This is a genomic window from Kocuria sp. TGY1127_2, assembly GCF_013394385.1.
Classification (GTDB): Bacteria; Actinomycetota; Actinomycetes; order Actinomycetales; family Micrococcaceae; genus Rothia.
The window spans coordinates 2,721,473-2,742,891 of record NZ_AP022834.1; the positions used below are offsets into that span (position 1 = coordinate 2,721,473).

Here is a 21,419-nt window from a genome sequence, read left to right on the forward strand (position 1 = left end):
CGACCGCGACCGGGCACCGACCGCCAACGCTTTATCCACACAGATGTCCCCAGTCGTGGACAACTTACACTTCTGTAGTTCGAGCAGCTTTTTCACCGATATTCGATTCGAGATCCTGGGGAGAAGCGGCACGTTTCATTTTCCCCAACGCACTCTTAGGACAGATATTCGAGTTGTGCACATCGTTGTGCACACCTGTGGATAACTTTCTCCACCGCCTGTGTGGAATCGCCTGCGCCGACGGCTTCATTGGCACCCCGGCCGCACCCCCGAAAGCAATTCTGTCCAGGCCCCTCGCGCATGGCCGCATTCCATCTGCACATGACCCTGTCCCGAGATCCGTCACAGCACTTACGATCGAGGCATGAGCACATTGAGCGACCAGCTACGCAGCCTGCCTTCCTTCCCCCAGGGCCTCCCTGTCCTCGACCCGGAACGGGTTCCCGAGGATCCAATAGACCTTTTCCTGGACTGGTTCAACGACGCGATCGGCGCGGGAAACCGTCAACCGCACGCGATGACGTTCACGACCATTCAGAATGGAGACACCCCAGTCGGACGCACGCTCATCATCAAAGACATCGACGAGCGAGGGTTCCAGTTCTCAACGCATCAGACCTCGCGCAAGGGGCAACACATCGATCAGAACCCCCGCGCATCAATGATCTTCTTCTGGCGCGAATCAGGCCGGCAGGTCAGGGTCACGGGCAACGTCGTGGCCCTGAGCGACGAGGAATCCCAACGCGATTGGGAGCAACGCCCCAGCTATACCGGTGAGCCCAACCCGGACTGGCGGCTCTATTCCCTCGCTCCCACGGAGTACGAATTCATGCAAGCTCGCGAAGACCGGAATCACTCCCGTGTGGAATACATACGAGACGGTTCCGGGTGGGTAAATCACCGGGTCACGACGCCGGCGGGCTAGGCTCGAATCATCGGCCCGAGTACCTGCGATCTATCCTGAGTAGTCATGGACCTGGAATTGCGCCACCTCCGCGCGCTCGAGGCGGTCGGCCGGAAGAAGTCGTTCACGGCCGCCGCCCGCAGCCTGCACATCACTCAACCGGCCTTGAGCCGAACCATCCAACAGCTGGAGGCTCGCCTCGGCGGGGTTACTCTGCTGAACCGCTCTTCCCGCTCCGTAGACCTGACCCCTCAGGGGCAAAGGCTATTCGAACGGGCCAGGACCATCCTCCGCGAGATCGAGGACGCCATCGCTGAGACTCATCAGGTGGAAGAGCTGCGCATCGGTTTCCCGTGGGCTCTTCCCGACCCGTGGATTTCCCGGACTTTGGCGACCTTCGAGCGTTCCAGCGGCATCCGAACGCATCTGACCAGACATGATGACGTATGCTCCGCGTTGCTGAACCGAGCCGTGGATGTGGCTCTCACGCGGCAAACTCTCATGGGGACAGAGGTCGAAACGATTGAGCTCTTCCGAGAACCGCGTGTCGCCGCGGTCAGCACCGGCAGTCGTTTGGCTCGGCGAACATCGATCCCCTGGAAGGAACTCGGCCAACATCCCGTGGTGATCAATACGCTGAGCGGCAATACGCGGCCGTCTCTCTGGGATCCCGGGCAGAGGCCCTCTTCAATCATCGAATGCGCCAATTACGACGAATGGATCACCTTGGTCGCAGCAGGCAAGGGTGTCGGCGCAACGCCGGCCTCGGCTGCGGCGTCGTACGGGCACTCGAGAGTCGCATTCGTCCCGCTCGACGAAGCCCCGTCCGTACCCCTCTGCTTGGCGTGGCGTACGAGCTCGAACTCGCGCGCGATCCAGGAGTTCAGAAACGCAGCACTCTCGACTCTCCCCTGCCGCACAGAGGGTCGAAACTAGACCCTAGGCGAAAGCTCCCCAACCACGCCGTCCCTCAAGTGCACCGGCGATCGCAAATCGGCCGGGACCGACGAGAAAAACAGCGAGCGAAGCGAGGGCCAGCACCAGAACGGATTCGTATCCGCCGTCCGAGGCGAAAAACCCCTGGGAACCGTGGACAAAATAGATTGCCCCGAACATATCGATCGCCAGAACCAGCCCAGCAAGCCGAGAAAGCACACCGACGATCAAGGCGATACCGCCGATCAACTCGGCATAGGCGGCCACCGCAGCGGAAAGCTCAGGGGATGGAACGCCCATTTGCTGGAAGTTCGCTGCGGTTCCGTCGAGGGTCCACTCGTTGAACTTTTGCAGACCGTGCATCAAGAAGACAATGCCCAGGCCAACACGCAGAAGCAGGAGGCCCAAAGGCGCGGACAAGGTTGAATTCTGTGGGTAACTCATAGTTTTTTCACTTTACAGGTAAAGTACTTTGGTGGGGGTCTTCCGTGACGATGGGCACTCCGTCAGAGGCCCTTATCCGAAACCCAATCCTTGGCAGCCTGAACGGTTGAGGCCTTTTCGTCCCCACTGACCCGGTCGTTGAGGTGGATCAGGTCCTCAGTGGTCAATGTCTTGGAGACCTTGTTGAGCACTGCCTGGGCCGCTTCCGGAACCTGATCTTTTCGGATCAGCGGGATGGCCTGCTGCGCCAGAAAATTGTTCTTGGGATCCTGAAGCACCACGAAGTTGTTCTTCTCAATCGCGGGCGTCGTCGTGAAGATGTCCGCAACCTGCACCTGGTCATCGGTCAGGGCTTTGACCGTCAAGGGACCGCCGGAGTCGTTGATAGGAGAGAACTTGGCCGGCACGCACCCGTATTTGGCCTTGAGCCCCGGCAGCCCGTACGCCCGCTCTTGAAACTCGGGCGGCCCCGCCAACTTGAGGCTTGAACAAACTCTGCCCAAGTCTTCCAGGGATTTCAGGTTGTACTTCTGCGCAACTTCTTGGGTCACCACGAGGGCGTCCTTGTCTTCTGCCGGAGACGGGTCCAAAACCTGCAGGCCTTCCGGAACCGCGGCCCGTAGGGCCTGCATGATGTCCTCGGCCGTACTCGCGGTCGCCTTTTCGTCGAAATACTGCAAAAGGTTTCCCGAGTAATCAGGAACCACGCTCACGCTCCCTTGCTGCACGGCGCCGATATATGCTTCACGGGCCCCGATCGCAGGCTGACTTTCCGCTTTGTGCCCGGCGTTATTGAGCGCGGCAGTATAAATTTCCGCGATGATCTGAGATTCCACGAAATCCGCGGAACCGACGACCACGGTGCCTTTGCCCTTGGACGGGCCGAGCGCGTTCTTCCCTGACAGCCCGCACCCGGTCAGGCCCAGAACTGACGCGGCCGCGACCAGGCCGAGCACCTGGCGCCGCGAGGTGTTCACCGATTCGCGATTCACGATTCCTCCTTGACCAGTCCGGGTGAAGTGAGCGCACGCTGCACCAGGGCCAAAATCCCGTCCAGCACGAGGGCCAGAACAGCGGCGAGCAGCATCGACGCAACCATGCGGGAATAATCTCGGACGGCCAGTCCGTCGATCAGAAAACGGCCCAAGCCACCCAAATCGATATAGGCCATGACAGTGACGGTGGCGACGATCTGAAGGGTCGCATTACGGATTCCGCCGAAGAGGATCGGCACGGCGTTGGGAATCTCCACTTTGGTCAGAATCTGCCATTCCTTCATTCCTTGAGCCCGAGCGGCATCGACAACGGCCGGGTCAACCGCCGCGATCCCGGCGTATGCGTTGGCCAGCAACGGGGCAACGGCCAGAATCACCAGGGCGAGAACCGGCGCGGTCAGACCAATGCCAATCCACAGGGCAAACAAGGTCAGCAGGCCCAGCGTCGGCAGGGAGCGCAACGCACCGGTCAAACCGATCACCACGTTTCCACCCCGCCGCGTATGACCTAGCCAAAGCCCCACGGGGATCGCGACGATCACTGCTATTCCGAGCACGAGTCCCGTGTACTCGAGGTGCTCGCCGAGCCGCACCCAAATGCCACTGGAACCGCCCCATGACTGCGGATCCGTGAACCAATTCCACGTCTGTTGGACAACGTTCATGACCTCACCTGCCAACGAGTAGCGGCCGACGCGGCCAAGGCGACCAAACGGTCGAGCACGATGGCGATGATCGCGATCAACACAATGCCCACCACGATTTCCGTGGTGAAGTCACGCCGGAGGCCATCCGTGAAGAGCGTACCGAGCGACTGGATCCCGATCACGGCGCCCACCGAAACCATCGAAATATTGGATACCAGGGCCACGCGGAGCCCTGCGGCCATCACCGGAATCGATAGCGGAAGCTCAACCGTCCAGAAGCGACGTGCGGATCGATAGCCCACCGCCGTGGCCGCGTCGAGCACGGCGCCGTCAACGGACTCGAATGCGTCCACACATGAACGGACCATCATGGCGATGACGTACAGGCTCAGCGCGATGATCACGTTGGTCAGGGAGGTGATCGCGGTGCCGAGGATCAGGGGCAACAGCACGAAGAGAGCCAACGAAGGAATCGTGTACAGCAATGCCGCCGCATTCACCACGACGCCGCGTCGCGCTTTGCCCGCGCGGGCTCTGGCGGCCCGCCCGGAACCTTCCGCACCCCGAGCACGACGGACAGCGGCAAAACGTGCGATCGGGATCGAGATGATGGTCCCGATGATGACCGGCAGAACCGACTGGAGCAGATGCAACCCGGTCAGCTCGCCCACGTAGGAGAGATTGTGGAAGAGCCAGCTCATAGGCCTACCCCGTAACGACTGCGCCGCTCTCTCGCGGCCGCGTCCATGACGTCGTCGGAGGCCAGCAGGCCGAGGGCCTTTCCGTCTTCATCCACAGCGACTCCCCACCCGGAGGGGGAAGACAGCACCGAGTCCAACGCATCGCGCAGATTTCCTCCCCGGGGGAAGAGGCTGCCACCGATGATATTGCGTCCGTCGATGAGCCAGCCCGCGGGACGGCCGGCGTCGTCGAGAGCAAGGTCCCAATCGCCCCAGGGCCGATTTTCTGTGTCCAACGGGTGGATGGGAACTTCCCCTCCGGAAGCGAATGTGAGCCGGCGCGTGCCACGGTCGTGCCCGACGAAAGAGGCTACGAAATCGTCCGCCGGTTCGCGGAGGATCTCTTCAGGGCTGCCGAACTGGGCGACTCGGCCGCCTTCTCCGAAGACGGCGACCCGCTGCCCCAGCGTCACGGCTTCGTCGATGTCGTGAGTTACGAAGACGATGGTTCGCTCGAGCGTCTCGTGGAGTCGGATGAGCTCACGCTGAAGGTCGGCGCGGACCACAGGATCCACGGCCGAAAACGGCTCATCCATCAGGAGGATTGGGGAGTCCGCAGCCAGTGCGCGGGCAACCCCGACTCGTTGAGCCTGGCCGCCGGACAGTTGTGCGGGGTATCGCTTGGCCAGCCCTCGATCCAGGCCTACGGTGTCCATCAGGTCGAGGGCCCGGGCGCGGCACTCGCTCTTCGAGGCGCCGTTCAACCGGGGAACGGTCGAGATATTGTCCGCCACGGTGCGGTGCGGCATCAGACCGGACTGCTGCATCACATACCCCATGGAACGGCGCAGCTCGTAGGCCGACTGTTCCCGGTTGTCTTTCCCCTGGATCAGTATTTGTCCGTGGGTCGGCTCGACCATTCGGTTGATCATGCGCAACGACGTCGTCTTTCCGCATCCGGAGGGACCGACGAAAACCGTGATGAGTCCGTCCGGAATCGCGAGGTTCAGTTCGTCCACAGCGGTGGTGGAGCCATACTCCTTGGAGACTCCGATGAACTCAATTGCGTCCGTTTTTCCTAGTGGCATGGAGGTTCCTTTGGGTAAGACTGCTGTACCGATGGTACGTCAGACCCATCACGGATCGAGGTCCACCATGCGAAGAAGTTGCGTCATACTTTAGGTTCAGGACTCGAAAAAGATACTTTACGAGTCATCAGGAACCACCCGGAGCTCTACAGGAGGTCGCGTGTCCACCGCTTCATTGCCGAAGTACCGCGCAGTAGAACGGCAATTGCGCGCCCGAATCGCCGGCCTCGACGACGGCACTCTTCTGCCTACCGAGACCGAGATGTGCGAAGAGTACTGCGTCTCGCGAATTACGATGCGGCGAGCAATCGAGGAAATCGCTCGCGACGGCCTGGTGACCCGGCACCGCGGGCACGGCACCAAGGTCAACCGCCCTGAGCCGACGACCTCGGAAAACCATGTCGACCAAGGCGAACATTTCGACAGCCGCTTCACCGGATTTTTCGGTCAACTGACCGGGTTCGGACATCGGGTTCATTCCGACGTCCTGGAATTCGGCCCGGTCCAAGCCAATATGGCGGTTTCGAAGGCCCTTCGGGTCGATCCGCATTCCGAGGTCTTCCACATGTCACGACGCCGCTACGTTGACGGGAATGTCCATCAGTTGTCACGCACGTGGTTCGTTCCGGGACAGTTCCCGGGGATCGAAGACGAAGATTTCCGGGAGCAGTCGCTCTACGGCTATCTGGAACGGGAACACGGGGTGAGCATCGCCCAGCAGGACTTGAGCGTTTCCCTTCTGGTTCCCTCGCGGGACGAAGCCCGCACATTGAGCATTTCGGATCGTCAACCGCGCCTGTCGTTGCAGATCACGGCGTATTCGGCGGACGGGCGCCCTTTTTTGTACGGAGAGTCGATCTTCGTTTCCTCCGATGCTCACATCTTCTTCACCACCACCGGAGCATCGCCGCAACGGTGATCCGAGACCGCGGAAGCGCGATCGGCTCGCCGACGGGATCCGCGGTTGCCGACGTTCACCCGCGGGGACGGGCTCCTTGCGCCAGCTGAGCCGCGACGATCGACGACGGTTTTCCGCCCAACAATGCCTCACCGATTCCGGCGAGCTGAGTGACCTGGCGTTTGGTCAGGCGGTTGAACACGGCGGCACGCACTTGCGCCACGTGACCCGGGGCCGCCTCGATGACGGCTTCGTGCCCGGCCGGGCGAAGATGGCAGATGCTGACGCGCCGGTCGACCTCCGAGGTTGTCCTCGCAACGTAAGCATCCTCCTCCAGCCGTTTCACAACCCGTGAAAGTCGGGCGAGGCGAGTATTTGTTTGGGAGGACAGCTCCGTCATCGTCAGATGCTGGTCAGGGGCCTCGGAGAGCATGGCCAAGACCATGTATTCGACGAATCCAAGGTTGGAATCTCGCTGCAGCTGGTTTTCCAGCTGTCCGGGCAGCTGAAACATGATCGCCGAGAGGCACAACCAGGCTTCACGCTCTTCTTGCGTCAGCCACTGCGGCTCGCGCTGGGCTTGGGGCGCGTGGGACACCGGACAACCTTCCACTTGACGTATCTCTGCTCCTGCACCATCAGCAGGTCATGCCATTATGCCCCAATCGATCGCCGATTCTCGGTCTTCGAAATACACAGGATCACCTTCTGACATGGGCGGACTTGTGCACGCCCCGTGACGCGGAACGCAGAACCCGCCGGCGACCTCGCCTATACTGGGGATTTCAGGTGTGCCGGGAAGTCTGGTCGGCAAGTCAGCGTGGAACGCGGCTTCAAAATTCGAAACAAAGATTTTCCGATCCTTCCCATCGCAGGAGACCTCTCATGTCACACCGTGCCCCTCAGCGCTTCGCCGCGACTCTGCGTCAGGAGTCCACAGGCGGGGTGCTTCTCCTCGTGGCGACCCTCCTGGCCATAGTTCTGGCCAATAGCGGTGCCTCTTCTTGGTATTTTTCGGTTCGCGACGACCACCTCGGTTTCCGCATCGGTTCTCTCAATCTCGATATGTCGGTCGGCCACTGGGCCGCCGACGGATTGCTGGCCGTGTTCTTCTTCATCGTCGGTTTGGAACTCAAGAAGGAATTCGCGGTGGGTGAGCTGCGCGATCCCGGCAAATCCATTGTTCCCATGACCGCTGCGGTGGGCGGAGTCGCGCTTCCAGCCCTGATCTTTGCAGCCGTCGCCATCGGCTCCGGCGGCGAAGCGTTGAGCGGTTGGGCTGTCCCCACGGCTACGGACATCGCCTTCGCGGTCGCGGTGCTCGCCGTCGTGGGTCGGAACCTCCCAGGGGCTCTGCGAACTTTTCTCCTGACCTTGGCCGTGGTCGACGATCTCATCGCAATCACGATCATCGCGGTTTTTTACACCTCGGACCTCAACTTCCTGTACCTCGCACTTGCCCTGATTCCCCTGGCCGCATATGCATTCATCGCTTACCGGGGCGAGAGGCTGCTCCATCTCAAGCCAGGTTCCGCGTGGCTCCTGCTCTTGCCGTTGGGCGCTCTGACATGGGCGTTTTTCGTTGGTTCGGGTATCCACGCAACCATCGCGGGCGTTCTCCTGGGCTTCTGCGTCCCCGTCAAACGCAGTTCCAGAACTCCCGACTCCGCCCATGGGGGCCTCACGGAGGTCCTGGAGCACCGCGTCAGACCATTGTCTGCTGGCCTGTGCGTACCGGTATTCGCGTTCTTCTCGGCCGGCGTGGCCATCGGAGGTTTCCGCGGATTCGTCGAATCCATCAGCAGCCCGGCGGCCATAGGGATCGTCGTCGGTCTCCTGGCCGGCAAGTGCCTCGGAATCACGGGAGCGACGTGGCTGATCACCCGTTTTCGTGGAGTCAATGTGGACCCCAGCATCCGCTGGCCAGATGTATTCGGTGTCTCGCTTGTGGCCGGAATCGGGTTCACGGTTTCCTTGCTGATCGCTGAGTTGAGTTTTGGCGGAGACACTCCGTTGGGCGACACCGCCAAGGTCGCCATTCTTTCGGCATCCGTACTCGCAGCGCTCCTCGGAGGTTCGTTCCTGGCCGTCAGGAGCAGACACTATGCGTGCCAGCCACGTCGGACGCCTGGGAATTCCTGTGGACAACCGGGGGAGTCCGGCGTGAACCTCCCCCTATCCTGAGCGGGGCCTCAGTAGACTGTCCACACCGCATCCGTGTGGAACATCCCTTGTTGAAAGGCAAGTATGGGTTTTTTTGACGTCACCGGGTGGGGATTCTTATTCGGAATCCTCGCAGTGACCATCATCGTTTTCGTGCTGGGTGTGCTCCTGCTGCCGAGGCTATCGGCTCCCGGCCCCGCCAAATATGTGGCACAGGCCGTTGCGTTCGTCGTGGTTTCTGCCCTGGTTCTGACCACGGCCACCGCCTGGCTCAACAAAGAGAACAATTGGTACACCTCGTGGGACGACGTCTTCAATGGAACGGACACGGCCGCCGCGAGCCCCAGACAGACTTTCGGGCAGAAAGCGGCAAAAACGGTTCACGCCTTGCCCATTTCCGGACAAGCTTCGGATAAGCAGAAAGACCCCGCCGCAAACCCCGCCTTCCAACGCAAGATCAAAAACGGCTCATCGAGCAGCACGTACTTTTCCGTGAAATTGCCGGGTCAGGTCAGCGGACAGAGCTACGACGTCATGGCTTGGTTGCCCGCGTCGTATTTTGAGAATCCGGAACGCTTCTACCCGGTGATCATGGGCTTCAGCGGTTTTCCGGGTTCACCCGAGACCTATTCGAAATCCATCGACTACGGCCACCTGATCGAAGACGCCGTGAGCCGCGGCAAACTTCGCGAATCCATCTTCGTGGTTCCAGCGGTCTATCCCGGCGACTACGACAGCGAATGCGTGGATGGCACGCAGTCCCAATCCGGCGGAACCACGCCCAAGGTTGAAACCTTCATCACGCAGGACGTCGTTCCGTGGGTCAAGCAGAATTTCCGAGTTTCGGACGATCCCCGCGCTTGGGCCTTGACGGGTTACAGCGCCGGCGGCTGGTGTTCGGCGATGCTGAGCATGCGGCATCCGGATCTCTTCTCGTCGTCAATGATCCAGGCCGGGTACTTCGAACCGCTCTATTCGGCCAATCAACAGTGGAATTCTCACAACGACCCACGGTACGACCTGCAGAAATTGGCCGCAGAGAAGCGCCCCGACACGAATCTTTACTATTTCTCGAGCCAAGACGACACGCTCTCCTGGCCTTCGGTGAACGACTTCAAAGGCAAAGTTGGCGGCCCCACGTCCCTGACCTTGGATTCCATCAAATCCGGAGGGCACCGCCAAGAGGTCTGGGTGCCGGGTATGACCAAAGGCCTGAATTGGCTCGGACGCACCAGCCCGTTTTTCGCCCCACTGACCTGAAACCAAGGGGAAACTATCCATGAAGACCCAGACCAGAGCTAGCCGAAAAGCCACCCGGCACCTCCCAGGATCCCAGCCGGGGCGGCGAATCGCGGCGTTCATGACGTGGGCTTATGCTCTCGCGACGCTCGTGAATGTCGCCCTGCTCATCACGCGGCCCTCTCGGCACGGTTTCGTCGAATTCGTCTTCGGGATCCTGAATATCCCGGCCGAGCGCAGCCTGATCACCCTGGTGGTCGCCGCTGTCACCTTCTGGGCCCTTCTGCGGCGCAAACGAGCTGGGCTCTGGGCTGCGATGTTCTTCCAGCTCACGGGCGTTGCCCTCGGAGCCCTGACGGCGCTCACGTACCCGGCCTCCGACGTCCCGCCGCAAATCGTTGCAAACAATCCGTTGCTGCACCCGGTCTGGGACTATGTCGGCGGCGTCGTCGGAGTCGTTTTCCTTATCCTGCTCTTCCGAGCTCGCCGGGAGTTTCCTGCCCGCATTCGCGGGGCTTCGTACGGAGCCGCGATGCTCGTCCTCGTGGCCGGTTTCCTGCTCGCGGTCCTGGCCGCTTGGGCATTCCTTCCGTTCCATTCGTGGGGCGATCTCGGGGCATTACTCCTCCGCGCGACCGGAGTGACGTCGCCAGCCGTCATGTCGCATCTGCCCAACGTGCATCGCTGGCACATCCAGGCCGTCTCGACGATTTACGGCCTGAGCGCGATCGTGGCGATCTGGGTCTTTCTGCGATCGGCCCGCCCCGTGCACTCGTGGACCGGCGAACGCGAACTCCATCTGCGCGAATTGCTCCACGAGCACGGTCATCAGGACTCGTTGTCCTATTTCGCGAGTCGCCGTGAGAAGTCCACTGTCTTCTCCTCCGACGGTCGTGCGGCCGTAACGTACCGGGTCTTCGGATCCGTCTCCCTTGCTTCGGGCGATCCCGTGGGCGAGAGGGCTTCCTGGGAGGGTGCGATCCTCAAATGGAAGTCCGAGGCCCGTGAATACGGTTGGATTCCCGCTGTGATCAGCGCCAGCCGAGACGGGGCACGGGCGTACACCCGAGCCGGCCTGTCTGTGCTGGGAATGGGCGACGAGGCAATTCTCTATCCGGACCGGTTCTCGCTGAACAACACCTCTCTGACCGAGGTCCGCCACAGTGTGCAACGCCTCGTAAACGAAGGGCTCTCCTACAGGATCAAGAGGCAGAGCGAGTTCACCCAGGACCAGTTGGACCAGTTGGTTGCTCTGGCGGACGAGTGGCGACACGGCAAGGTCGAACGCGGTTTCTCGATGGCGCTCAATCGTCTGGGGGACCCGGCGGATTCTCGGACGATGTTCATGGTTGCCGAGACGCCAGAAGGCCGACCGGTCGGGCTATTGTCTTTCGTTCCATGGGGGGCCAATGGCCTGTCCTTGGATGTCATGCGGCGGTCCCCCGAGGCGCCCAACGGTACAACCGAATTCATGATCGTCAAGATGATGGAAGAAGCCGAGTCGCTGGGCATCGCCAGGGTTTCGCTGAACTTTGCGATGTTTCGCGAGACCTTCGCACGAGCGGAAGAACTCGGCGCCAACCCGCTGACCCGATTCGGTTCTTCAGTTCTGGGAGTACTCGATCGATTCCTGCAACTCGAACGGCTCTACAAGTTCAACCAGAAATTCGGGCCCACATGGGTCCCGCGGTACATCTGCGTCGATTCCTATGTATCCATTCCCAACGTTGGCGTGGCGTGCGGCATCGCGGAGGGCTTCCTGCCGGCGTGGCTGGGCGGCAAGCCCGCACGGGAAGGAAGTCTTGGCCGGAATGAGCTGGAGCGCCTGACGGAGATCGAGCGCCGGCGCGTCGGCGCGGACGATCTCACACCGAAATGGTCCGATCAAACGAGGCACCGCATCAAACACCTCGAGCAGATGCGTGAGGCCGGCTACGAGCCTTATCCCAAAGGAACGGGTGAAGGCATCACCGTCAGCGAGTTCGCTTCTCGTCTCACGAATGCGGGCGTGCAGGAACCCTCCCTTCAGGCCGGCCGCACTCACACCGACGGAACGACGTCCTCCCCTGCCGTGTCCGTCAACGGCCGGGTCCGGTCGATGAGACGCCACGGAAAAGTCACTTTCCTGGACCTCTACGAACACGGCACCGTGGTCCAGGCGGTGCTCGACGAGTCCGTGTGCGGTCCCGACATGCGAAAACGAGTGCGTTGGATCGACTCGGGAGACTACGTGCTTCTCCGCGGGCGCACGGGCGCCTCGCGCAACGGCACACCTTCGCTCATCGTGGAAACCTGGGAGGTCATTTCCAAGTGCTTGCACCCAATCCCATTCGATTCCTTCACCGATCCCGAGGCTCGTCTGCGACGTCGATCAATGGACCTCATCGTCAATCCCGAGGAATCGAAGCGCTTGCGGATCCGATCCACCACGATCCGCGCGATCCGTCGAACCCTTGATGACCAGGGATTCCTCGAGGTCGAAACTCCGATGCTCAACACGATCCACGGTGGGGCCAGCGCGCGCCCGTTCAAAACCTTCATCAACGCATATGGAGTGGACCTGACGCTGCGCATCGCTCCCGAGCTGTATCTCAAGCGACTCGTCGTCGGCGACATGGGACCTGTCTACGAGTTGGGGCGAGATTTCCGCAACGAAGGCGCTGACTCCACGCACAACCCCGAATTCACAGTCCTCGAGGCCTATCAGCCGTACGCCGACTACAACGTAATGCGCGAGTTGACCGAACGGATCCTCAAGGACGCCGCTCGGGAAGTCTTCGGGAAGGAGTCCTTGCCGCTTCGGCTCGGCGACGATCCCAAGGATCCTCGTCAGAGTACTGTGCTGACGGATGTCTCCGGTGCTTGGCCCGTCGTCAGTGTCTGCGACGCCCTCTCGGAGGCGGTCGGTCAACCCATTACTTTGGACACCGACTTCGAAATCCTGATGGGTCTGGCCCGCGAACACGAGATTCACGTGAGGGACGACATGGGTCCCGGAGCGGTCATCGAGGAACTTTACGGCGAGCTCGTGGAGGCCAAGACCTCCCGGCCGACGTTCTACAAGGACTTCCCGGTCGAGACGTCACCGCTCGCGGGGCCGCACAGAGCGGATCCGCGTTTGGCCGAACGGTGGGATCTCGTAATCAACGGTACCGAGATGGGAACCGCATACTCCGAGATGGCCGATGCGATCGAGCAACGGCGTCGGTTGACCGAGCAGTCCCTCAAGGCGGCCGCGGGCGACATGGAAGCCATGCAGATCGACGAGGATTTCCTCGACGCGCTCGAAACCGGTTTGCCGCCCACGGGTGGGCTGGGGATCGGCATCGACCGGCTCATCATGATGCTCACGGGCGCACCGATCCGCGGAGTGCTGGCATTCCCGTTTGTCCGTCCAGGAGCGACGCCGCGCCTCAAATCGGCTCCTCGAAGCGTCAGCGGGCCCGACTCCGCTTCGGTCGAATGAGCCCGTTTCAGTTCACGGCGGCCGCAGCCGGCCTGGGGATCGGGGGATTCGATCCGGCGCCGGCCTTGATCGCCGCCGTCTTCATGGCCGCACGTCCCAGCGGGACCCCTCAAGCCATCCGGACGGTTCGGCGCGATGTCCTGTGGTTCGGGTTGCTCCTCATCGGTGGGACCGCAGCCTGGGGCATCGGTTTGTCCCGGCTGCTCGGAGAACGGTTGGCTGGGGTCCCCTGGCATGGCCTGTTGCGTGCTGGCGGATGGGCCGCCGGCATCGAACTGGCCGTCGCGGTTCTGGGCCTGTGCTTCGCGGGTTACCGGTGGGCACATCGCTCGGACCCGCCGCAAGAGGAGAAGGCACGCAGTAGGGCCGGGCTGATGCTCGTCGCTGTTGGATTCGTCGCCCTCGTGACCGCGGACATGCCCTTCGTCATCACCATCGGGCTGTCATCCCACCAACCACTGTGGGCGGTGGTCCCGGCCTTCATCATGTGGGCGATCATTTCCCAGGTTCCACTGTTCATTCTGTGCGTCGCCGTTTTGTTCAACAAACATCGACGGGTCTCCAGCGTCATCGGGCGCGCGTGGGGCTCATTGCGCAGGTGGGTTCGGATCGCGGTCCCCATCGGAATCGCATCCGCGAGCCTGTTGCTCTTGATCGATTCCGCCCGCTTCTTCGTTCTGGGGCATTTCCTGATCGGCTAGGCACGGTGCAACCTCGCTCCCCTCGGCCTTGGCATTGGGGTGACCTTTCACCGTAGGCATCAGTTCGCCTCCCTGGGCCCCACGCCTGTGCTTCCGCGCGTGCATGAGGACCGCGGCCCACGAGGCCGGATGGCGGCGGAGCAGCTGGATGAACGGGTTCATTGGCCTAACTGCGCTACCAAGCCTCAACGAAGGCCGCTCCGCCTCTACCTAGCTTACGTGCTCGCAATCGGAGACTGAAGGGATAAATCGAGTACTTGGTAGTGCAATTAGGTGCAGGATTTCAGATATTGCAAATTTACCCCACCTGTCATACCTTAAGGGTGGTTCACGTCACCGAACTGTGGATGGCGCGGACCGTTCAGACCGACCATGTCCTCGATTGGAGATCCTCATGCCCGCAAAGTTTTCCTTCACCGAGCTCTACGACGGGTGCAAGCCCGGAGGCCCAGGCGCCCTGACCATCGTGACTGAGTTGAAACCGGCCGGAGGTGAACATGCGACGGTCGCTCCGCCCAAGTATGTAGACGGTCGAGGAAATGCCACCTTCGCGTTCGAAACGAGATACATCAGCGGGCAACCGATGATCGTCGTCGTGGTGGATCAGAAACAGAGTGTCAGCAACCGGGACGAAACCGCCGTTCTCCAAGCCCGCACCGATGAGAGTTCCCCGGCTTATCAGGTTCTGTCACGGGTCCCGACTATCCGAGTGTCGTACGGAGAAGAATCTTTTACTGACCTTGATCTCCCCGGACGCGGCTTCGACGGCCACATTCGAGCAGGCCAGATCGACGGGCAGCCAGCGACCCATCACGAGAGGTACAAGGCGCTCCGCGACTCTTCTCTGGCTGATGCCTCGGCTGTCTTCAGCACAGCACCGACTATGGCTGTGTACGGGGGGTGGGACGCAACACGGAAAGCCAATCAGGCACGGTTCCGTACAGTCTTCACCGGAGAAATAATCGGTGTGACTGCTGATCAGACCGAGACAGGGCGGGAATCGCCGACTCGTGGCGCAGGACGGGTCGATGTCGTTTCCCCCAGCGTCAAGATGGACGGCAAGACTTTGGAAAGGATCTTGGAGACTCAAAAGGCCGAGTTGTCCGAGAAGAACATTGCCAAGCTCCAGGATGAGATCAAGAAGGCCAAGGGCAAGCCTGTTTCCCTGGCGGCGCTGGGTCTGGGCAATATCCCCCCGGGGGTGGATCAGAACCTCGGTGGGGTGGCTTGTTCCAGGATCATTCGTAGCCGTGTCCTGAGCTTCGCTGCCCTGCGCCAGCTCCGCTTCGGAGGCAACGCCGAGTCCGATGCGGCCCATCGCGCTGTACTGGCCGCCTATGGCCTAGTGGCCTCGGCGCTGTCCGCGGAGGAGTTGGTTTTGCGTGCCAATTGCGATCTGCTCGAAGCCGCGGCTCCGAAAGTGAGCTTGGATCAGCGTCATGGACAGACAAAGGATTTGGCGCCCATTGAGGTTGAGGACGCCGTCGCTCTGTTGGAAGAGGCCTTGGAGAATTTGAAGACTGTTGCCGGGGTCGAGTGGAACGGTGAGGTCCTTGAGGTTGTGGGTGATCCAAGCATTAAGGCTTCTGCTGTCTCCGATGAGCCGGAAGAGGCCTAAGAATGGCTGTGGCTATCACCGCTGAATTCCCTTTTGGGGTCTATCGCGGGCATGGTCCCAGTGGATCGGCCGAGCCTTTGCCTGAACAGCCCAGGCTCTACTCTGCTCTGGTCCATGCCGCCTACACCGGTTCCACCGCTACCCGGTCGCCTGACTATCCCGAACGATTGGTTCCCTCAGACAGCTGCTTGGCTGCGTTGGATTGGTTTGAGGCGAATCCGCCGCAGTATCTTTCTGTTCCTGAGGTCTTGCCCGTGGCGACCACTGAGCGGGTGGTCTACCGGAACGAGGGCTACTTCGAAAAAGACCCGAGCACCAAGGCAATTAGGAAGAAAATCCGGGGAAAGCCCCTCTCCGATGGTTTCGCGCTACGTTCTTCCGTCAGCTGGGCGTGGGATTCGATCCCCGCCGATGTTGCTGAGGCCCTAGAGAGTTTGTGCGCCGATGTTGGATATTTGGGTGAAACCGACAGTCCCGTCTTTCTCCACGTCGTTCGCGATGTCGCACCCACCCATCGTCGGGTCGAGGCTCCGAGCAGAACTGACATTCTGATCGGGGAAGTACTCCAAACCGTTGATCTGGGTCGGCGTCGTATCCTGGACGCCTGGCACGACGGGTTACATCCATACGGCAAGAAGGCGTTCAAGCCGGAGAAACACGCACTCACAGCACCGACGTCGCCTCCGGCCACTCCGCGGGACGGGATCCGCAACGCGGTGTACTCTCCAATAGGCGAGAAGATCCAGGACGCACCATGGGCCAGGATTCTGCTGATTCCCGTGCAGATTCGGGGAAAGAATCCGACCCCTGCGAAGCGGCGGAAACTGATGGTCGCGGCGCACCAGACGCTGACCCGCCTGTTGGGCGATGCAGACCCTTCCGGGCTAATCACCGGACGCGGGAACATGGCCCGCGGTAGGGCCAACGGACTGGCTTTCCATTTACTCGATCAGGACGAGATCAGGCTGGTCTCGGGCAACCGACAGAAAGCGCACCTGGCGATCATGATTCCCCGCGGTGTGGATGGAAACGACCTCCAGCTGGTATTGCGTACCGCGGAGAAGATGAATCGCATCTACACCCGTGACGCCGGTGTCCTTGTTATCGACCGAGATGAAAGGACGGATAGTCTGCTCGATGGGGCCAGTTTCTGGAAAGCCCCGCGCGAGGGGTTCATCCGCGAATGGGTCACGCAGAGCCCGGCTGTAGCCGAGCGCAAAACGAAGTCCATGGGCGATTTCACCGATTTTGACGTGACCCTGTTGTGGAGCTTGACCAACGTTTTCAAAGGAATGGTCGACGGCCTGGATTCAAGCAGAACACCGGCCGAGAGGATCCGTGCGGTTGTTCAGGCGATGATCGGCGAAGACCCCGCCACTACACCCTCCCTGCGTACCGATCAATACGTGACGAAGCGGCCCAATGAGCTGGTGCACAAGACCAATGGGAAATTACCGGTGCGGGCGTATACCGCGGGTATCCGCGCCAACGAGCTGGTTTCCACTCAGATGGTCGTGGCCGTGGGGCAATCACGTCATTTCGGTGGTGGCCTGTTGATTCCGAACGATACTGCCCCTGGCGGGGAAAAGGACGCACAATGAAGTTGACCGCTGACCGATTCCCAGAGTTCTTCGCGGCCGTCTACGGGGATCAGATCCATCCCTACCGTTGGCAACAACAGATGCTGGAGTCGATACTGGAAACCGGCCGCTGGCCCGAGGTCCTCGATGTTCCCACCGGTGGTGGCAAGAGCGCTGTCATCGACATTCACGTCTTCGCCAATGCCGTTGACCAGCAACGATTTGAAGACGACGTCCCCGGCCCGCGGGTGCCCCGCCGCATCAGTACTGTGGTCCCACGCCGGGCGATTGTGGATCAGCAATTAGACCGTGCCACCGTCCTGGCGGGAGTTCTCTCCGAGGAGGCGACCGGGATCCTGGCCGAGGTGCGCGAACTGCTGATCCGCCGCTCAACCCCAGAAGGCTACCCCGAGTCATCTCGTCTTCCCTTGCGCGTGCACCTGTTGCGCGGCGGTACAGCCGCAGTGGCCGCCACGGGCCGGTTCGGGTCGGCCCGGGACGATTGGACCAATTACCCGGCTGCCGTGCAGGTCTTGTGCGCGACCCCGGACATGTTGGGTTCCCGGTTGCTTTTCCGCGGCTACGGAGTCTCCCGTCGTGCCCGTTCCCGTGCTGCTGGACTGTTGGGTTATGACCATGTGGCTGTCATTGATGAGGCCCATCTGAGCAGACAACTGGTAGATACGTTCCGGCGCATCAGTTCCATGACGGCCCGCTGGAGCCCCGTCTCCGAGACGATTCCTGGCCTTCAGGTCTGTGCCGCCACCGCAACCCACGACCCAGGGCAAGGGCAAGACGAGAATGCCGTCTGCTTGGACTGGGATCATTTGGAACCTCACCTTTCCGGCATCCTCACCACGCCGAAACAAGTCGAGTACCGCGGCATCACCGCGTGGAATGGCACCTCTCGCAAGGCCCGCGCCGAACATATTCGGTCGCTCATGGAATCAGTAAAGGAGATCCGTGCGGATTCGACGGGCCTGGTGGGTGTGGTGGTCAACAGAGTCGCTACGGCCGTGGCCGTTCAGGAGGCCGCGGCCAAGGCCGGGTTGAGCACCCGTCTCGTCGTCGGGCCCATGCGTTTCGGTGCCACGGGCTCCCTGGACTTTGCCGGCGTCGATCTCGTGGTTGCCACCCAGACCATTGAGGTCGGTGTGGATATAGATTTCGCGGGCATGGTCACCGACTTGGCTACGGGCTCGGCCTTAGTCCAACGGGCTGGTCGGGTCAATCGCAGCGGAACACGCCCTAGTGCCCGGGTCATCGTCGTCGGTCCGGAAAGAACCGATCCAATCTCTTCCGGCGCGGCGCTGCCATATCTCGCGACGGATCTTCATGATGCGAGGGATTGGGTCCTCCAACGTGCCGCCGGTGACGGGATCAGTCCCGGAGCTCTCAAGCTTGCCGGGGCACCTTCGGCGGCACCTGAACGGCCGGTGTTTTCGCATCTGGATGCCTCCGATGTGCGCCTGTTGGCTCGCACCAGTGAAACGCTGGTGGCCGATCCTGACCTTTCTTTCTGGCTCAGGGACAGCTTGGACCAAGATAGCCCGGAAATTCGCGTCATCGGCCGGCGCCTTCCCAGTTTGGCGGCGCCGGAGTCCGTTACCGATCAGCAGGCGGAGGAAGCCCAGGCGGAGGTCGTGGATGCGACCTACCAGCTGTTGCCCCACCTGGTCTTCGACGACTCCGAAGCCTATCCGACCACACCCGTGGGACTACGCCGTATCCTTCAGAACAAGCACGTCTTGGAGAACTATCAGGCGTGGGTGCGCCGTGACGGTGACTGGTTTCTCCTCCAAAACGCCGAGAGCGTACTTCCCCATGCGCAGCCGATCAGCAGCCTCCCGTTGCGGGCCGGTGATTTAGTGGTCCTGGACGCGAACCTTCCGTGCACCATCGGCATGGACAGCGCTGGGGAGGGCACAGCTGATGAACCAGGTGTCGTCCTTGCTGCGGAGGGTCAACGGCCCATCGGTGACTTTTCCACCGATGCATCGACCGGCGTGATCGTTTTCCACCACGATGGCTCCGAGCGGAAAGACACGACGGAAGGCACGCGTGTGTGCAGGGCAGCGCACGATGAGGCGGTGGCAGAAGACGGCACCATCGATGCCACGCTGTTGCCCACGGCCCGGTTGAATACGGATCACGTTGTCTACGATGTCGCCGTCGGGCCGGCTACCGCCATGACTGGCGGGGAGCCTGCCTGGGTGGTTTGTAGACGCCGCGATCCTGAAGGACAGGGTGTGCAGGTCGAGGTCTCCCCCAACGCCCAGCCGGTACTGCTGGAGACCCACCAGGCCGATGTCGCGGATCGGGCCAGGGCGCTGGGCCACAAGCTGAGCTTGGCGACCGGTCTGGTCGAAGCTCTCGCCGAGGCCGGCCTTCACCACGACTCCGGCAAGGTCTCCGAAGCGTTCCAGGCCATGCTCCGAGCAAACGGAACCAACCCAACCACGGGATGGTCCGAGAACCGGATCCGAGAGATCAAAGATGCACAGGAAAAGAGCGTCTACGCCAAAAGTCTGGGCCTGGTGGCCCAGCCCAGCAAGACGGTGACACCTGCCGTGACCGGGTGGCGACACGAGATGTATTCAACTGCCATGTATTGGGCTGACTCTGCCGACGGTTCAGAGATTTTGCCTCAGCGGGCAGGCACACGTGAACTAACCGCCTGGTTGGTGGGCACGCACCACGGCGAAGGACGAAGCGGGTTCCCCCTCAGTGTGCCGGAAGCGATCGTCGGAAATGCCCGCAGCGATGTCAAAACCGCGGCACGGCAGCTGTTCGCAGAAGGACTCTGGGATGACCTGGCCGCCCCGTTGAATCAAGACCTCGGCCCGTGGGGTTTGGCCTACTTGGAGGCCCTACTCCGAGCCGCTGACGTCACTATCTCCCAGGAGGGACGATGAGCGCCATAACTATCGGAGGCGACTACCACACGCTACTGTCTCACTGCGCCCTCTGGGGCGCGGCCTCCATCTTGGCCAATGACCTGGGCCCGTCGCGTGTTCGGGCCGGATGGATAGACCCTGACAACCCCGGGGCAGTGGTGAACCCGCAAGCCGTCATCGAAGTTGAGGGGAGCAGCCCCGAAGAGGCCGGAGCAGTCATTCGTGATCTGGCGTTGATGGTCTCCTCCAGCCAGCACTGGGCCGCTCAAGCCAACTGGACAGACAAAAAAGGTGACCACGCTGTGAGTCTGTTGACTCCCAGGACCGGGTTGCCCGAGACGAAAGACCTCACCGGCAAATCCGCGCAATGGTGGCAGGCCTTGGAGGACCAACGGGCCCGAGAAGTATCCGAGCTCAGCCCTCTGGAACAGGATATGGTCCGAAGCCTCGGGGCGAGATCCTGGTGGCTTTCCGAAGCCAAGGGCCTGAGACCGGATCTGGGGGCCTCTCCATGGGAGATGAAGACCCGCAACCGCGGTGAAGAGTTTCTGGCAAACCGGTTCCTGCCCTTGGCCAAGGAAGTTGCTGGCTGGGAACCGGCCATGATCTTGACCGGACTCACCGGCCAGACATGCAATGACGTTCTCGGCCGAAACAAACCCGACTCCCGGACCGCAACCGGCTTGGCCCAGCCCGGCCCCTGCGATAGCGCCCTAGCCTGGTGTGCGTTCTGGGCTCTGACCGCGATGCAACCGGTCCACCAGACCCAGCGGTCGACACCAGGAGGGAAAGGCCTAGCTGCCCCCGAACCGTCTCCGTACGCAGGCAGAATCCGAGGACGGTACATGGCAACCAAAACCGAAACTCTTGTTCTAGCCGTGCCGGACGGGCTGGTCTCGCCCTCGGCCTGGGCCCGTATCCAACGCAGCAGGCCGCTGACCTACATACTGGACCGTACTGATACCGAACCCGTGGCCGTCGAAGAAGCACGCGCACAATTACGCGCACAACGGGTCTCAGCGGCTGTGTCTTTCGCTATCTCTCGTTCCGATAACCCCAGCGCCCCTGAAAGAAGGGCGCTTCATGGATCGGAGGTACTGATGTGAGCCACAGAGTTGATTCGCAGCAAGAATCTATACCAATTGGCTGGGTGACGCACCATC

At 61.4% G+C, this 21,419-nt stretch carries 17 protein-coding genes; 11 read left to right on the forward strand and 6 right to left on the reverse strand.

Going from position 1 to position 21,419, the window contains the following annotated elements; translation table 11 throughout:
* The first annotated feature begins 364 nt into the window (after window positions 1–364).
* Together sake_RS12160 and sake_RS12165 are read left to right on the forward strand one after the other, a co-directional pair.
* Complete coding sequence (locus sake_RS12160) at window positions 365–925, forward strand: pyridoxal 5'-phosphate synthase (protein WP_129360253.1); 561 nt, start codon at window positions 365–367, stop codon at window positions 923–925.
* 45 nt (window positions 926–970) lie between these two features.
* Entirely contained in the window at window positions 971–1,840 is an 870-nt protein-coding gene (locus tag sake_RS12165; RefSeq protein ID WP_178946152.1) for a LysR family transcriptional regulator, read from the forward strand.
* A 3-nt stretch (window positions 1,841–1,843) separates the two neighbouring features.
* Here sake_RS12165 and sake_RS12170 read toward each other — a convergent pair whose 3' ends face one another.
* From sake_RS12170 to sake_RS12190, 5 genes are all read right to left on the reverse strand, one after another.
* Window positions 1,844–2,284 carry a DoxX family protein gene (locus tag sake_RS12170; RefSeq protein ID WP_129360251.1) on the reverse strand — a complete coding sequence of 147 codons (441 nt, stop codon included), beginning with the start codon at window positions 2,282–2,284 and terminating at the stop codon, window positions 1,844–1,846.
* A gap of 62 nt (window positions 2,285–2,346) precedes the next feature.
* The gene (locus sake_RS12175; protein ID WP_129360250.1) at window positions 2,347–3,279 is read right to left on the reverse strand and encodes an ABC transporter substrate-binding protein; all 933 of its coding nucleotides are present in this window, start codon (window positions 3,277–3,279) and stop codon (window positions 2,347–2,349) included.
* Window positions 3,273–3,944, reverse strand: a complete 672-nt coding sequence (locus sake_RS12180) for an ABC transporter permease (RefSeq protein WP_129360249.1) — start codon at window positions 3,942–3,944, stop codon at window positions 3,273–3,275. Before sake_RS12180 ends, sake_RS12175 begins: the two co-directional genes overlap by 7 nt.
* Entirely contained in the window at window positions 3,941–4,627 is a 687-nt protein-coding gene (locus sake_RS12185) for an ABC transporter permease (protein ID WP_129661746.1), read from the reverse strand. Before sake_RS12185 ends, sake_RS12180 begins: the two co-directional genes overlap by 4 nt.
* A complete protein-coding gene (locus sake_RS12190; RefSeq protein ID WP_129360247.1) occupies window positions 4,624–5,694 on the reverse strand; it encodes an ABC transporter ATP-binding protein in 1,071 nt (356 codons plus the stop codon). The genes sake_RS12185 and sake_RS12190 overlap by 4 nt, the downstream gene beginning before the upstream one ends.
* Window positions 5,695–5,854: 160 nt before the next feature.
* Between sake_RS12190 and sake_RS12195 the strand changes: the two genes are divergently transcribed.
* Window positions 5,855–6,613 carry a GntR family transcriptional regulator gene (locus tag sake_RS12195; RefSeq protein WP_178946153.1) on the forward strand — a complete coding sequence of 253 codons (759 nt, stop codon included), beginning with the start codon at window positions 5,855–5,857 and terminating at the stop codon, window positions 6,611–6,613.
* A gap of 55 nt (window positions 6,614–6,668) precedes the next feature.
* Here sake_RS12195 and sake_RS12200 read toward each other — a convergent pair whose 3' ends face one another.
* Window positions 6,669–7,190, reverse strand: coding sequence for a MarR family winged helix-turn-helix transcriptional regulator (locus tag sake_RS12200; RefSeq protein ID WP_238147674.1), 522 nt, complete (start codon window positions 7,188–7,190; stop codon window positions 6,669–6,671).
* Window positions 7,191–7,477: 287 nt separating this feature from the next.
* Here sake_RS12200 and nhaA point away from each other — a divergent pair, with 287 nt between their 5' ends.
* The 8 genes from nhaA to sake_RS12240 all read left to right on the forward strand — a co-directional run bounded on the left by nhaA (window position 7,478) and on the right by sake_RS12240 (window position 21,362).
* Window positions 7,478–8,776, forward strand: coding sequence for a Na+/H+ antiporter NhaA (gene nhaA / locus sake_RS12205; RefSeq protein WP_178946154.1), 1,299 nt, complete (start codon window positions 7,478–7,480; stop codon window positions 8,774–8,776).
* A gap of 63 nt (window positions 8,777–8,839) precedes the next feature.
* Entirely contained in the window at window positions 8,840–10,015 is a 1,176-nt protein-coding gene (locus sake_RS12210; protein ID WP_129360244.1) for an esterase family protein, read from the forward strand.
* Between the two features lie 19 nt (window positions 10,016–10,034).
* Window positions 10,035–13,460 (forward strand): bifunctional lysylphosphatidylglycerol synthetase/lysine--tRNA ligase LysX, encoded by a 3,426-nt coding sequence (lysX, locus tag sake_RS12215; protein ID WP_243155695.1) that lies wholly within the window; start codon window positions 10,035–10,037, stop codon window positions 13,458–13,460.
* Window positions 13,457–14,161, forward strand: coding sequence for a hypothetical protein (locus tag sake_RS12220; RefSeq protein ID WP_129360243.1), 705 nt, complete (start codon window positions 13,457–13,459; stop codon window positions 14,159–14,161). Before lysX ends, sake_RS12220 begins: the two co-directional genes overlap by 4 nt.
* A gap of 394 nt (window positions 14,162–14,555) precedes the next feature.
* Window positions 14,556–15,779 (forward strand): type I-U CRISPR-associated protein Cas7, encoded by a 1,224-nt coding sequence (locus sake_RS12225; RefSeq protein WP_178946155.1) that lies wholly within the window; start codon window positions 14,556–14,558, stop codon window positions 15,777–15,779.
* Window positions 15,780–15,787: 8 nt separating this feature from the next.
* Window positions 15,788–17,380 (forward strand): type I-U CRISPR-associated protein Csb2, encoded by a 1,593-nt coding sequence (gene csb2 / locus sake_RS12230; RefSeq protein WP_178946156.1) that lies wholly within the window; start codon window positions 15,788–15,790, stop codon window positions 17,378–17,380.
* Window positions 17,377–20,274 carry a type I-U CRISPR-associated helicase/endonuclease Cas3 gene (cas3u, locus tag sake_RS12235; protein ID WP_178946157.1) on the forward strand — a complete coding sequence of 966 codons (2,898 nt, stop codon included), beginning with the start codon at window positions 17,377–17,379 and terminating at the stop codon, window positions 20,272–20,274. Before csb2 ends, cas3u begins: the two co-directional genes overlap by 4 nt.
* Window positions 20,271–21,362, forward strand: coding sequence for a hypothetical protein (locus sake_RS12240; RefSeq protein ID WP_129360239.1), 1,092 nt, complete (start codon window positions 20,271–20,273; stop codon window positions 21,360–21,362). Before cas3u ends, sake_RS12240 begins: the two co-directional genes overlap by 4 nt.
* Window positions 21,363–21,419: the final 57 nt, after the last annotated feature.